Origin of the sequence: Paenibacillus hebaui, assembly GCF_051934385.1 — a bacterium.
Classification (GTDB): domain Bacteria; phylum Bacillota; class Bacilli; order Paenibacillales; family Paenibacillaceae; genus Paenibacillus.
Window position 1 is genome coordinate 4,099,645 of sequence record NZ_CP196836.1, and the last position, 14,717, is coordinate 4,114,361.

Annotated in this window: 15 protein-coding genes; all 15 read right to left on the reverse strand. The window is 46.7% G+C overall.

Going from position 1 to position 14,717, the window contains the following annotated elements; genetic code table 11:
- Positions 1–39: 39 nt before the first annotated feature.
- Positions 40–2,106 carry a hypothetical protein gene (locus tag ACR32F_RS18105; protein WP_440109353.1) on the reverse strand — a complete coding sequence of 689 codons (2,067 nt, stop codon included), beginning with the start codon at positions 2,104–2,106 and terminating at the stop codon, positions 40–42.
- Complete coding sequence (locus ACR32F_RS18110; RefSeq protein WP_440109355.1) at positions 2,096–3,922, reverse strand: pilus assembly protein CpaF; 1,827 nt, start codon at positions 3,920–3,922, stop codon at positions 2,096–2,098. The genes ACR32F_RS18105 and ACR32F_RS18110 overlap by 11 nt, the downstream gene beginning before the upstream one ends.
- A 7-nt stretch (positions 3,923–3,929) precedes the next feature.
- Positions 3,930–4,760: a hypothetical protein gene (locus tag ACR32F_RS18115; protein ID WP_440109357.1), complete on the reverse strand. Its 831-nt coding sequence runs from the start codon at positions 4,758–4,760 to the stop codon at positions 3,930–3,932.
- On the reverse strand, positions 4,757–5,470 hold the full coding sequence (locus tag ACR32F_RS18120; protein WP_440109359.1) for a hypothetical protein: 714 nt from the start codon (positions 5,468–5,470) through the stop codon (positions 4,757–4,759). The genes ACR32F_RS18115 and ACR32F_RS18120 overlap by 4 nt, the downstream gene beginning before the upstream one ends.
- 72 nt (positions 5,471–5,542) lie before the next feature.
- A complete protein-coding gene (locus ACR32F_RS18125) occupies positions 5,543–6,565 on the reverse strand; it encodes an SAF domain-containing protein (protein ID WP_440109361.1) in 1,023 nt (340 codons plus the stop codon).
- A 26-nt stretch (positions 6,566–6,591) separates the two neighbouring features.
- Positions 6,592–8,070 carry a serine/threonine protein kinase gene (locus ACR32F_RS18130; protein WP_440109363.1) on the reverse strand — a complete coding sequence of 493 codons (1,479 nt, stop codon included), beginning with the start codon at positions 8,068–8,070 and terminating at the stop codon, positions 6,592–6,594.
- Between the two features lie 359 nt (positions 8,071–8,429).
- Positions 8,430–9,479: an SAM-dependent methyltransferase gene (locus ACR32F_RS18135; protein WP_440109365.1), complete on the reverse strand. Its 1,050-nt coding sequence runs from the start codon at positions 9,477–9,479 to the stop codon at positions 8,430–8,432.
- Positions 9,480–9,485: 6 nt separating this feature from the next.
- Entirely contained in the window at positions 9,486–10,265 is a 780-nt protein-coding gene (locus ACR32F_RS18140; RefSeq protein ID WP_440109367.1) for an ABC transporter ATP-binding protein, read from the reverse strand.
- Positions 10,262–10,579: a thioredoxin family protein gene (locus tag ACR32F_RS18145; protein WP_440109369.1), complete on the reverse strand. Its 318-nt coding sequence runs from the start codon at positions 10,577–10,579 to the stop codon at positions 10,262–10,264. Before ACR32F_RS18145 ends, ACR32F_RS18140 begins: the two co-directional genes overlap by 4 nt.
- Positions 10,576–10,917 (reverse strand): cyclic-phosphate processing receiver domain-containing protein, encoded by a 342-nt coding sequence (locus ACR32F_RS18150; RefSeq protein ID WP_440109371.1) that lies wholly within the window; start codon positions 10,915–10,917, stop codon positions 10,576–10,578. The genes ACR32F_RS18145 and ACR32F_RS18150 overlap by 4 nt, the downstream gene beginning before the upstream one ends.
- Before the next feature lie 21 nt (positions 10,918–10,938).
- Positions 10,939–11,787, reverse strand: a complete 849-nt coding sequence (locus ACR32F_RS18155) for a deoxyribonuclease IV (protein ID WP_440109373.1) — start codon at positions 11,785–11,787, stop codon at positions 10,939–10,941.
- Positions 11,777–12,598 carry an Fpg/Nei family DNA glycosylase gene (locus tag ACR32F_RS18160; RefSeq protein ID WP_440109375.1) on the reverse strand — a complete coding sequence of 274 codons (822 nt, stop codon included), beginning with the start codon at positions 12,596–12,598 and terminating at the stop codon, positions 11,777–11,779. The genes ACR32F_RS18155 and ACR32F_RS18160 overlap by 11 nt, the downstream gene beginning before the upstream one ends.
- A 7-nt stretch (positions 12,599–12,605) precedes the next feature.
- Positions 12,606–13,415 carry a TIGR01457 family HAD-type hydrolase gene (locus tag ACR32F_RS18165; RefSeq protein ID WP_440109377.1) on the reverse strand — a complete coding sequence of 270 codons (810 nt, stop codon included), beginning with the start codon at positions 13,413–13,415 and terminating at the stop codon, positions 12,606–12,608.
- A gap of 73 nt (positions 13,416–13,488) precedes the next feature.
- Positions 13,489–13,650 (reverse strand): hypothetical protein, encoded by a 162-nt coding sequence (locus ACR32F_RS18170; protein ID WP_440109379.1) that lies wholly within the window; start codon positions 13,648–13,650, stop codon positions 13,489–13,491.
- 117 nt (positions 13,651–13,767) lie between these two features.
- Complete coding sequence (rnz, locus tag ACR32F_RS18175; protein WP_440109381.1) at positions 13,768–14,709, reverse strand: ribonuclease Z; 942 nt, start codon at positions 14,707–14,709, stop codon at positions 13,768–13,770.
- Positions 14,710–14,717 lie beyond the last annotated feature (8 nt).

Below are 14,717 nucleotides of genomic sequence, written 5' to 3' on the forward strand. Positions count from 1 at the left end.
TTTTAATTCATTTATTTCAGACTGTGACGTACTTGTTCGTTACAGTTTCTGAATCTGTTCATAATACATGTTCATTTGCAGGAAACTCATGCCTACCAGCGGAATGACCAGATAGAGAAAGATCAGAGCATACATCGGTGTGAATCCGATCATTCTCCCCCAGGATGCTTTTACATCGATCATCTTGGTATATTCCTGCTTGCGCTGTTCAAAATAAAAGGCCATCATGCTGTCCAGATCATCAAAAGCTTCGCGAATCGAGATTTTCCCTAGAGCAAGCTGCAATTTATCAACCAGACGTTGAAACTCAGGCAGAACCGCATCTTCTTTTAATTGTTCCAGCGCTTGCTCCGGCCCATGTTCAAAGTGCAACAGACATTTTTGAAGCGGTCTTTTGAAAATGACAGCAAACCGATTAAGCCACTCCAATATCTCTTCTACAGACATGCGGTCCATTTCTCGCAAAATGGATATAACCGTCTGAAACTGATAGATTTCATGTCTCATATCCATACTTCGCATCTTGCGCTGGAACATCATGAGCCAGACCGGCATGTGATAACCCGCTATTCCTATCATCACTGCGATAATCAGCTCCCACCAGTGAAGATATTGCTTGTTATACACGTCCAGCTTCTGCATGATACGAGCGATGGTTTCAGTCTGAGTATCATGATCCAGTTGAATGAGATTCACAGTCTGCAGTGCATTGGAGATCTCATCATAAGTTGTCCCACGCTTCATTTCGATGCGCTCAAGAACAGCTTGATCCAAGCTTGTCTTTTCTCTGGCTTGATTCAATTCCGCTTCTCCCATCGCGCCAAACATCCGGTCATCTCGCACAGGATCATGTAAGATATGATTGCGTTCAACCTGATGCAGTAGCAAAACACATCCAATGGTCAGGACAAAACAACCTGCAAATAACATCACCCTGCGAATAGCCAGCCATTCATATTTCAGCTCTGAGCTACTTTCCCGCATGAGTCTTAAGGTTTGACTGTAATGGACACTGCCAGGTTTGGCTGCGAACAACATAGCCACTCTACGAATAAATGGTTGCTTATACAGGAATTGATCGATTCTGGATTGTTTGCGTCCTGTCCTAAAGCGGGTTTCATCATATTGCTGAAGTCTTTGTAAGAGCAGGTAGGCAAGGATGATAATGATGTAGATCGATATTTTGGTTACAAATCCGATCTTGCTACGGTAGAATTCATCCATGGTCGGAAAACTTCCTCTGGCCCAACGTTCGATTGATGCTGTGAACAGGACAGGAGCCAGCGCAATGATGTTCAGCCCTTTTAACAGATAATCCAGTTTGTCACGCCGCAATATTTCCAGATGAATTTCCTGCGTCAGATTCCCCAGACCTTTAAGGTAAATTGAACCCTGTGCTCTGTCTTTATCACCAAACTCCATCACCATGTATGAAATCCCTGCAAAACCCTTCAGAAAACGATTAGCAGCAACTTCATAGTATCTTTCCAAAGCTTCGTTTGGATCTGGAGAAGTCAAGGCTTCATAAATTAGCAGCACTTGCTCGGCGGCCTCTCCTTGACCAGCTTCCGCTGCTTCATAGAGTGCCTCCTCCACCATTCCATGCTGATGATACCGATGTCTCACATCGGCAAACAGGTCCAGCATCTGCACCAAGAGTCGTTTCTCCATACGGCTTAAACACATGTCCAGCACCAGACTGTTCAACACGACAGCGCAGAGTACCGACAATATGACAAAGGCGATACCCGGTTGCATGAGGAACAAAATCACACTGATACTCCCGTATCCTCCGAATATAATCAGAACCACGGTCATAGTCATTCGTCTTAGTGCTACTTCGTCTCCAATATGCCGGAAGGAAATTCGCTTTTGCACTTGTAAAATATAAGCAGAGATCACTGGCAATTTCATGCCCCAGCGATAGGACTGTAACAGGAATGATCCCCATTGCAGCGTTCGACTTCCGTTGAGAGTAACGATGCCGATCGATTTACTTGTAGAATCACCTCCCCGATGACGCAACAGATTCAGAACAAGTAGCGTGAGGAGCAAACCACCCACACATATCCCCAGTACCAGGAGAAGAGCGAACTTAATGTTCATAGGTATCACCCCAGTGTTGCTTGATGAACTGTTCGAACTGTGCAGCGTCGTGTAGTGTCATCTGATCCCGCATATCCTCGATACTGCCTGTTGAGATCGGAGCTGTGGCAAAGTAGTTACCCTCTCTGTACTCCAACACATTGCGGAACGTAAAACCTGCTCTTTCTTCCACGCTGTCGCCTTTATTCGCACGTGGTAAACACTCTGTGATCCGCTCAATATATCTGCGTCCCTCTGCGTCCTTTTTCATATGTACATCGAAATTAATGACACTTACTACCTGTTCCTCTGCAATATGTTCGTGTTGGAACATGCCTGTTTTGAGCAAGGAATTACGAAGAGAGAAGACCAGATCGCGAAATGTTTTGGCATGGTGGGTGAACAACGTGAACAGACTGGCAACCTGGGACATCTGAATCATCCATGCAGCTACTTCGTCACTTGCAACCTCACCCAGAATATTTACAGTACCATCTGTTTTTTTCTGTAAATCCAGCCCCTGTTGACCAGAAATGTGCTCCGTTTCTCGAAAACTCAAGATGTTACGCCGGCTATATATCCGTCTTAATTGAAGTTCAAAGGCCATCTCCTGTACACGCAAGGTATACGAAGCATAGATGTGCTTGACCATGGCCATTAGCAGCGTCGTTTTACCCGAACCTTGTGCTCCTGTTACGGCTGTAATCCGACTACCTTTCATCAGATATTGAAGCAACGTAATGGGCAAATCTGCGTTGTTTCCGGTAATCAGCTGTTCCAGTGAAGCGTTGGGAATATCGAATTTCCGGACAAAGAATGCCCATGACTCAGTAAAGGGAGGACGTACGACCACAACCCGCGATCCATCCTTCATTTCGTTCACCTTGTATCCATTTGCTTCCGAAAGCTGTCCTGGATAGTTGTATTTATAAATATTTTGACATACCCTCTTCAGTTCACGAATACTGCCAAATGACAGGAAGGATAGATGAATCGATTTACCCTTATAGAAAATCCAGACACTTTCCATCCCACTCAGCGGTTCTTCATGTGGAGCATCTTCAAGCCCATCCTCTAACAGATCATTCCATGAAGCAGGCTGGCGAAGTCCCATATCCTGAACTGCATCCAGCATGCCGCTAACCCCACCACTGACACCATCAATACGTTGATCCCTAATCTCATCCACAACTGAAAATCCTTTGTAGTGCTGATAGATGCGTTGAACAATAATATCCGTTTTTTCTCTGAATCCAAGCTCTCTATACTCACACTCGAATACATAGCGGATATCCTCTTCAGAGATATAATATCCTCCTCCGTCATCCGCACCTTCTTCCAGCCTCAGCCTGCCAAGATCATAGGTATCGATCATGCGGGATAAAGCATCCACACCAAATTGCTGCCGGTAGAGATAAAATACAATTTCGAACTGATCCTGGATCGTCAGCAAATCCGTTTCTCCAAAATAAATGACCTCATCTATATTGGACTTGTTCAGACCTATACTACGAGTCAACAGATCCCCTATCAGATTTTTGACATACGTTTTGTCACTGATGCTGCCTGATACACAGCCTTTAAGTGCCTTGCGCATCTCAGCGCGCTGATTGATTCTCCGGCGGTATTCTTCTTCATGCAGGCCGGCATCTGCAAGTTGGCTATGACTCAGCTCATGAAGTGAAATCTTCACTTTCTCTGTCAGTACTTCAATCGTGAAGGATTCACGCTCAGGAGCACGGTTATTCTTTTCACGATGGGAAGCTCTATATTTGAACCAGATATACGTAAGACATAACAACAGAATTAAACTTATCCACAGGGTATTCCAGAGCATCGGAGGTTCAGGCTCCCCTTTCGAGCCTCTTCAGAACGGTACGCATACCTGCGCCGTCCATAATGAGGCGAGCGAGTTCAGCCATACTTGCAGCAAAGCTCCCCTTACGAATGTCCTTATTGTCACTCAGACCTTCCAACTGTAAATACGCTGCCGTATCACGGCGATTGAAGGCATCCAGAAATCCGGTTGTATACGGCAGTATTGATATCGATCCTTTGTATCGAAAACGACGGCGAATGTTGGTAATGGTTGCGCGTGAATGCGGATCATACTTGTTCAGTACGATATGCATCTTCTGATTACTCATGCTCTCTGGCCTTATCCCTTCAAAAAAATACTCCATATCCCTCATGTTTTGGTTCAGGTTCACGACAACATAGTCAGCCTGATCCAGCAGTACCCGAGCATTTGTATCCGCTCGATCTGCATCCAGAAGAACCAGATCATAATATTCATTTGCTACGTCCAGCAGTCTTTTCAATGTCTCTACATGCTCCTGCGGGGAACGTTCCATCCTGTTAATTCTACCGGTCAACAAATCCAGACGGTCTTTGAGAAGCGGCTTCGTATAATCCCTCAAATTATGCTTGTTCAGGCTGCCACTTGTGTGCAGTCGTTCAATAGCATCCCAGCCACCCTCTTCGAAGTTGAACGCCGAACCCATATCCTCTATTTCTTTGGCTGGCAGAGCAGCTTCAGTGCTGCTCCCCACTGGACCTGTGTTTACAAGTAAAATCCTTGTCCTATAATGAAGTGCCATAGCATAGGCGCTGATTAATGCGCTTGAAGTGCTGCCTGTCCCTGCGAAAGGGCTCCAAAACGTAATGGTACTCATGCCCTCATCCTTTCTGCTTCTTTAATGGCCCGTCGACTTCGGACATTTTCCCAGCCAGTCAATTGCTCCACCAAGCGGCACAGCGATTTTTTATAGTTTCGTGACAATGCTCCGAGATGAACTCGTCGATGATGCTCATTTTCCAATTTGACTGCCGCGGTCAACTCATCCCAAGGGAGTATTAAAGATTCCCCTGTCCATACAAACGGACTGCCTTCCAGATACGCCCAGAGATATCGAGACTCCAGCTTGCAATCAACCGCATTGATCAAAATCCGTTGAAACGTTAATTCTGCTGGCAGGGACTGTTCTTCAAGCAACCGCTTTAGCCAGCCCTTACCTCGTTCCAGATTGTAACGTTCATAATCACTGACCCAGACACGAATATCTGCCTTGAGCCATAGATCGCGTGAAGCGAAGTGAGAGGTTTCCATATCATAAATGACGTAATCATAGGCCTCTAACTTCTCGCCATTGGCCTCAAGATGGTTCTCGACAGCTGCTGAAGTGACAAACTGACAAGCGATATCAAACCCCTCAAATTCCGTTATGCGCAAAGATTGCTGACTTCCCCCCACGCCATATCCATACTTCTGCTGTAATGTTCCGTCAACAAGCAAGACATGTTTGCCTGAGGAGGCCAGTATTTTGCAAAGGTACAACATCAGGTCATTCTTCTCGCATAACCCGGCAAAGATCCACGTATGCATAGCTATCAAAACTCCTTATAAATTTCTTTTATACATTGTTATATGAATCAGATGAGAATCCCCCCCTATTTTTCACTCTCCACCAGTCAACAAGCTTTTCTGCTCATCCACACTCGAAGCTGACGCTGAAGAATCGCTACTTCCTATGCCAGTCGTTCCCCCGGTTCCTGAACCGTCATTCCAGATGACACCCTCAGCAGATGGAGAGTTATTCGCTTCAGGACGGTTATTGTAAGTGACGGAAGATTGTGCAACATCCTGTTCCACACCTCGGGATGGCGCTGTCACGGATGCAGCGAGTGAGCTTTCCAACGAACTTCGCACCTGCCGAGCTAATTCCACCTCGGCCCGACGAACAAGGTTTGGGTCGCTCTCCAGCAGTTTTAACACTTCATTGTTGGCGGGATAGGTCGGAATCGCAGGTGTCTGGAACTGTGGTTCTACATAGGTTAAAGCATAGATTGAAGCTTTATGTAAATAAGCATCTACAATTGCACTTGAAAGCGTTAGAATTTCCTCCTCGGTCATCGTAATCCATAACGTAGCTGCATTTAATCTCTCGACTTTCTTTTTGGATAGCAGAATGTAGTCTTGCCCCGTGGGAAACTGAATACGAATATCGATGTTATCTCCTTTTACAAGTGAAGAGGGCAACAAAACGACCTGTAATTCACGGTTCCTTAAATCCGGTGGCGCTGGCGTATCTTCATATACCATTTCCGTTGTAATGGCTGTACCTTTTTTCAATTCTATTTTCGCTACTTGACCATCCATCTGCTTTGTGCTGGACCATAGATTCCTAGGTGCCTGTGCATCTGGAACTGCAATGAGTTTGATATCCTCAGACAATATCGGCTCTCCTGCTTCAACATCGCGTATCGTTACCCAGCCCTGTGCCCCCGAGTTCCACTGTTGCATTAATTCGGCTTCTTTTTGTTCATAGGCTGACGAGTAACGGGCCTCCACTGCAGACCTCGCATCACTCATGGTTTTGACATTATAAATGACATATGCCCCAAACAGCAGGCCAATCACTCCCGCTCCCGTCAGGCCGGCATAAATCAGTTGACGGCTTTGTTTTCTTAATTTAGACAAAAGAGGCTCTCCTTTCGCAAACTCTTCTAATCATGTACTCTTTTCCTTGCAAAGAATGAACGCTTCTTGGGAAGCTGCCTAATCAGATGAGTCAAAATATGAGCAAAAACCTTATCCATCTGTGGTTCCCGATCAAAGGGATCGATATGTAACGGCAGACCGTAGACACTGGAAGTATCCAACGTTTTGCGTACACGCTGAACGGCTTCGGCTGCTGCAAGCGGCAGACAGTAAATCCATTTGTCTCTCGGGTATCGATGGTGTGAACGGACAAAAGCTCCAATCTCGGCCTGTCTCCATTCCGCACCGGAACCGATAACAATAGGCAGATCAGCTCTGAGAAACTCTTCAAGCCGGTTCTGGTCCTGACCACTGCCCAGATCCATCACAATGAACTGATAGCTGCCCCCAAGTAAAGACAGAATGTCTGCTCGTCCCGATTGTTTCCAATAATGCACCCCATCCACTGCAAACTGTCTGCCTGTTGGCATCGGTTTACCCGCTTGGGCCACTTGTTGAATACGAGCAAACGATTGAGAACGCGGAGACATCTCGATCACGGCCACTTTGAAATTCTGTCTTTCCAGATAGTGACTGATGGCTATAGCCGTATGTGTAACCCCCACTCCGGAGGATGCCCCCGTCAAAGCGATCACTCTTGTCCCTCCACTTATCGTCAGCATTGTTTCTGCACCACTTGCTGCTACTCCTGGCCTGCGCAGCAGTTCCTTACGTACTTCATCAGCAGATTGAAATCGCTCATTCGGATTCAGTCTCAGCAACCGTCTTGCAACAGGTATGTAGGTACGTGGAACATCACTTCGAATAGAACCCTCTACTCCCTGAATCCATTCCGTATAAGTACCACAAGTCAAGAGATAAAGTAACAGTGCCCCAAGCCCATACAGATCTGAGCGTGCATCGGTCTGACCTGAGCCGTATTGTTCTGGTGCAGCGAAGCCGGCTGTTCCCAATTTGACCGTATCATCCAATCGTTGTGCTTTATAGCTCCGCGCTATGCCAAAATCAATCAGCCTTATTTCATGCTCTGGTGTAATCATTATGTTGGATGGTTTCAGATCCCTATAGATCACAGGAGGGTCCAGACTATGCAAGTAACCCAATACATCGAGCAACTGAAGCACAAACTCTGTCATATGTTCAAGCGGAATCTTCCCTCGACATTGTTTGAAATATTCACCCAGTGTTAATCCCTCTATGTATTCCATTACAAGATAGGTGTATCCGTGCTCATCCGGGACAAAAAAATCAACAATTTGCGGCAGCCTGGGATGCCGGAGAGATGTCAGGAGAGCCGCTTCCGACTCCATACTGCCTTCATATGGCATCGCCGTGACGCTTTCTTTGATTGCCCAAGTCTTGCCTGGCAACTTCAGGTCCTCTGCCTCATATACATGACTCATTCCGCCCGAACCCAGAATGGACACGATACGATATCGTCCTCCCAGCAGGCTTCCGTGCTCCAGCCTGGCCGGATGTCTCATGTGTACTCCTCCTTCTGCACAACAAAAAAGGGAAAGCTTCACCGAAGCGGAACAAACCGGATATCCGGACTTGTTCACTTCGGGATGCTTTCCCTCAATTCGTTATGGTTAATATTGGTATCATTATAGTATATGCCATAAGATATTGTAAAGCATAAATTTAATGCCTTTAAGAGGTTGTTCAAAAAGTCCTTTTTGATTACGAATTATGCCTAGCAGCATCATCAGCATCGAAGTTGAAATTCAGCCGAAATGTCCGTTGCTCACGTCGTTTTCCCTACGCTCCAATACTCCATTTCTAGCTTCATTCCATCTTTTCGGTACTGAAAAACAGACTTTTTGAACCGCACTTTAATATCTTAATACTTAATCATATATAATGTGATCTCTTCCCGGTTGTGGAACAACTGCTTGGAACGTTGGATCTGCATTCGCGAGCGCTCAAATGTATCGATAACATCCTTAATTAACGCCAGTGGTTTCTTATGCAGCAGCTTCACCGTCACGACGGCAGTCCCCCCCGATTGAAGGCTATACAGCAAGTCCGATACAAGTCGGCTCATCAGCTTGGGGCTCCAGCTCATATCACATACAAGCAGATCGAATTCACCTTCGCGGAAACGTACATCACCTGCATTTTTTTTCAAAAAGGTAAGTTTGGGCGATCTGAGGAGCGTTGCATCCATCTTGGCTGGGTCAACTGCCGTAACTTCGAGCCCTCGCTCAAGCAGGAAAGAGGTCCATCCGCCTGGCGCAGCACCAATATCCAGAGCTTTATGAAAAGAAGTAAAGTCAATGCCAAATGTCTGCTCGGCTTCAAGTAATTTGAATTTGGCCCGTGAGATCTGCCCATCCTCTTTTTGAAAACGAACGGCTCCCCCACTCCAATCTGACAGATTTTGTTCAGGTCTGGATACGCCTGCATACAACATATCATCCGAAGCAAATACGGAAATGACATAATCGGCATCACGAACAACCCACTTACAACCAAGTTCATCCAGCTTCTCGCTGAGCAATTGTTTCAATGAAGCTGCATTTTCCAGCCAGAAGGAACCTTCCGTTTTTCGAACCTGAAGCACTACATTGGCACCTGACAATTCGGTATGATTCAATACAAATGCAATCAATTTCTCCATAGCTTCCGTAGAATCTTCCGTATTCTCCTGAAACTGAACAGGCTGAATATGACGTAAAAACGTCGGATATTCTTCTAAAAGCTTAACCGCTACTTCTTCCTCCGCTACCGGCAGCCCGGCAAGCAGAATTTCTCCCGGTACAAGTACCGTACTCTTGACTGCACCAAACGTACGGCGCAGCTCTTCCTGAGCATAAGGAGCAAAGCCATGATTGGCTGTGCAGATAAAACGGGAGAAGCTTCCTTCTCCCCAAGACGACTGTGTACTCAAATTGTGTTACCCTCCAGAACGTACGCGGATCCAAGGACGTCCATCATCCCACTGGATATCGACCGGAACATCATACGTATGCTTAATTGTATCTTGTGTTAAAACTTCATGTTTGGGCCCTGCCGCAGCAATACGTCCATCGCGGATCAAGGCAACATGTGTAAACAATGGTACGATTTCTTCGACGTGATGAGTCACATATACAACTGTGATATTACGCTGACGCAGTCGATCAATTTCGGCTAACATTTTCTCTCGTTCATACAGATCCAGACCTGCACAAGGCTCGTCCATAATCAGCAATTTAGGATCAGCCATCAATGAACGAGCAAGCATCACTTTTTTGCGCTCTCCTTGAGAAAGGGTTCCAAGAGAATGGTTTGCCAGCTTTGCGAAGCCCATCTCATCAAGCAGATTCATCGCTTTGTCCTTTACCTCATCCGGGATGGTCTGATAAAAACGCAAAAAAGCATAAGCCCCTGTCGCGACAACCTCCCATACCGGATCACGTGGTGTCAGCTTCTCAATCAGCGTTTGACTGATATAGCCTATTTCTTTCCGAACTTCCCGGACGTCACATTGTCCATACAGGTTACCCAATACCTCAATACGCCCCTGACTTGGAAACATATATCCATTCATCATTTCCAGCAGCGTTGTTTTGCCAGAACCATTGCGACCGAGAATGACCCAATGCTCGCCTTCTTCGATGTGCAGATGAACATCATCCAGAATCTGATTGTCTTCCCGTCGAAGAGAGACATGTTCCATCGTAATTATACTCATTTCAGTACCGCCTTTCGGATCTCACCTAGCAGATGCTCTACAGAGCTCATCCGATAGACCATTTTGGGGACATCATGTTCTCCATCAAAAAGCATGACTGCTGGCACGCTCGAAATCTGAAACTGCTGTACAAGTTCGGGAATATCGTGAATATTCATCTCAGAAATAATACCCTCTGGTAACAAATGCTCAGCGATTTCCAGCATCCGCCGGGCTGCCGCACAAGTTCCACATAATGGGGTATAGATAAATACAGCCTGTGGCATGCCTTCCCATACACCGCGCATTAACATTTTAGTCGTGATCGGCTTCATCTGCTTTCTTCTCCCGCAGCAACACGAAGCATGACCTCGCCCGACATCGGTCCATTATGGACAGTTAGAGAATCCGGTTTATTACCGTATAACAATTCGTACATTTGACGTTTGCCATACATGCTGGACGTGTGCAAATAGATCTGACGTGGAAATAATCCTTCCCGTACGATTGCAGCAGCAACCTCGCCGCCATTCGGTGAATCCGGACCCAGTTCATAATCCAGGGATAAAATGTCCACGTTACCTTCTCTAAGCAGCATCAGGCATTCTTCTGCGTTGGTAGCCAGAACAAATCCTTTTGGGCATGCCCGGTAATCATCCAAAAAAACATGCATTACAATCGCTCCTTTCCCCATTTAAAGCCAGGAACGCATGAGTTCAATGTCACCACGGTGTGTTCCATCTTCGCCTGATTCGGTCTCCAGCACAACTACCACTTGATGAAACTCAGGCGCACATAACAGTTCCTGCATCGCTTCTTTTCCTATATAACCCTGTCCAATCCGTGCATGTCTGTCCTTGCATGAACCGGATGGATATTTCGAATCATTAAAATGTACAGCCGCAAGGGCATCCCAATATCCCAGCAACCTGCCTCTCTCCAGCATCGCCATCTCGTTGCCTGTCGTCCACATACCCGAAGCAAAAGCATGACACGTGTCAAAACAAAAAGCAATATGCTCGGGATACCGACTTAGCTTGCGAATCTGTATCAATTCTTCCATCGTTGTTCCCATGGGGCCATGATCTCCAGCTTGGTTTTCAAGCAAAATCTTCGCCTGCCCCTTCCAATTCGCTAACACGGTATCGAGACAGGCAATAAGATTCTGATAACCTTCAAGTGGTTCGTTGCTTTTGATATGACCAAAATGCACCACGGTTCCCACTGAACCGCAGGCATCCGCAATCTCCAGATCATTTCGTATAGAAGCTATTGTTGCATGGTAACCCGCCTCTCCACGAGTCATGCCCAAGGCCGGATTGGTGGGATAGGGTGAATGGGCAATTGAAGCAAGTTCCTGCTTTTCACACCAATCCCTGCACTGTTCAGCATCTTTGGCATCCAGATCTTTCAGGCCAAGGCTCCTGGGATTCTTCGGAAAATATTGAAATGCCGTAGCTCCCATCTCATATGCCCTCTTGGCTGCCTGAAGAAACCCACCTCGCGTGCTGACATGTGCCCCCAGTCCGCTTTTAGGCCTCATGCTGGCAATCCGGACAGAAAAACGCCTTCTTGCCCGTAATTTCCACACGTTCTATTGTTCCCCCGCAACGCGGACAGGTTTCCCCTTCACGATCGTACACTCGGCATTGCTCATCATAACTTCCAGTCTTGGTATCTCCTTGCATCAGCGGCATTTCCATATAACCGCCTTCCGATGCAGCTTCCCTCAACACGGACTGTACAGACCGGTATAAACGCTCCGTTAGCTCAGGTGAAGCAGCAATATTGGGCATTTTGGAGCTGGGTCTCAGACCTGCTGCAAAGGCAATCTCGTCCGAATAACAATTTCCGATGCCTGCAATAATGTGTTGGTTAACCAATGTTGTTTTGAGTGTACCTCGACGTCCTTTCAACAGGGCAGCAAAACGCTCTGCATTCATGCGCCGATCAAGAGGTTCAGGTCCAAGGTCAGACATCGCCTCTTCGGTCTCCTTCGAGGTAAGTAGATGTAGATATCCTAATCGGAGTCCAATGAAGAATAAAATATGTTCTCCGAACTGAATCTCTACTTGAGTGGAACGATCAGGGCGTTCGGCTTCCGTGCCCCAGAAAATCATTCCGCCCAGCATGAGATGCAGTACAAGCCGTTTGCCATTTGCCAGGTGAAAGATAAGGTGTTTGGCTCGGCGCTCTACAAATATGATACGGTTACCTGTAAGTTCACGAATGAACACGTCAGGTTCTGTATTAATGGTCTTCTCACGATTAACCATCACACCTGTAATCAGTAAATCAAGTATTTTTTCGGACAGCAAGGTCCGGTAGTTTTCCATTTCCGGCAGTTCTGGCATCGTACATCTACCCCTTCTTGGATGCTTGGCCTGTCGTCTGCAACAGCCACTCAATCAGTTTATGCAAATCTTCGAACACATGATCAGGACGAACTCTGGCTGCCTGGATATGGCTATCCATATTTTCCCGTGTGGTCACTCCGGTAAGAACAAGTAGTGTCTCACATCCCGCTGCTGCTCCTGCTGCAATATCTGTGCGCATATTGTCTCCAATTACAGCAACTTCATCAGACTTTAAGTTCAATCGGCTGATCGCCGACTTCATAATAATACTCGACGGTTTGCCAATGACTGTAGGGTGAACACCGGTCGCTGCTTCTATCGCAGCTCCAATCGTTCCCGCACCTGGTGTAAGCCCGTCATCGGAAGGAAGCTGCAGATCAGGGTTGGTCATAATGAATTTGGAGCCCCCATTAATCCATCGGAGCGCCTTAGTCAGTTTATTGTAGGAAAATTCACGATCAATCCCTTGTATAACGTACTCTGGCTCATCTTCCGTCAGGATTAGTCCCGCATCTTCTATGGCTTGCAAAAGCCCTTCTTCTCCGATACAGGCCACTTTTGCACCCGGAGCCTCATCTGCCACATATTCCGCAGCCGCCACGGCAGAAGTGCATACCTGAGAAGCATCGGCTGGAATTCCCATCCCATTCAGATGATCAGCCACTCCTTGGGGAGTACGCGAAGAATTGTTAGTCACATACAAATAAGGTGTGCCCTGCTCATTCAATGTTCGAATAAGTTCATCGGCTCCTTCAATGCGATGTCTGCCATGATAGAGCGTACCATCCAGGTCAATCAGATAGGCCTTAATCATACACAGCACTTCCTTTCTTTATTCCATTAACGTTTCATGTCCTTAACCATTTACATCGAACTTCAACGCAAAGCTATGTATACAGGTAAATCAATAGCTTGCTCGCATCTGCACGCAACAAGTCGAACCGGATCGAACACAGACGGTTGGTCTCACGCGTCTTCTGTACAAGCTTGTCATTTCCTGCGCTTTCCCGGAAAATAATTTGAATCATTTCCCTACTTATATTGCCCATCCTACACGCTTTCTGACCAGATTGCAAAAGGGACCGTGGGAGAAACTCCCCCTCAGTCCCGTGCAATTAACGGCTTCTTCTCAAGTCGTGTTTGGCTGTGCAACCCGTCCACAATCACTAGTAGGATTCGTCCTTGCGGTGAACAACCGGAATCAACTGGTGTTCGTTTGCCAGTCTTGTATTTGGGAATATTGACTGTGCCTCTTCCAGAAGGGGCTGCAATTGTTCCTCATCCTTGTAGCGGGAGCTAAAGTGAGTCATAATCAACTGCCCTGCATTTGCCGCTCTCGCCGCCTCGGCAGCTTGCTTCGAAGTACTGTGATAGTATTCATGAGCTGTATCGGCCATATCATGCAGAAAGGTAGCTTCGTGTACCAGAACATCTGCATTTAGAGCAAGCGGCTGTACATTGTCACATGGTCGTGTATCGCCCAATATGGTGATTACCATCCCACGCTTGGGTACTCCAAGCACATCTTCAGGACGAAGCGAGTCCCCGTTATCCAGGATAATGGTTTCTCCGCGTTTCAAGCGACCGAATAGAGGCCCAGGCTTCAAACCATATTCGGCCAATTTGGCTGGGTCAAGACTGCCTGGACGATCCTTTTCGGTAATCCGATACCCGTAACTGTCAATTCGGTGCTCCAGCAATTCAGACTCCACAATGAAGCTCTCGTCTTCAAAAAGGACTCCGCCCGTATGTTCTACAATGTTCAAATCGTAGCTGACACGTGATTGGCTAAGTTCCATCGTTGTCGTAATCATTCGCTCCGTACCTGGTGGACCATATACGGTTAAAGGTGTGGTGCCTCCCTGATACGCTCTGCTGGAGAGCAAACCCGGAAGTCCAAATACATGATCACCATGAAGATGGGTTATGAATATTTTCTCCAATTTGCTTAGTTTAAGTGGAGAACTTAAAATCTGGTGTTGGGTTCCTTCCCCGCAGTCAAACAACCACAAAGCTCTGCGCTCATCCAGCATGCGGAGCCCTATAGAAGTTACATTCCGCTGTAGCGTAGGTACACCAGCGTTAGTTCCCAGGAAATATAGTTCCATTCTGGATC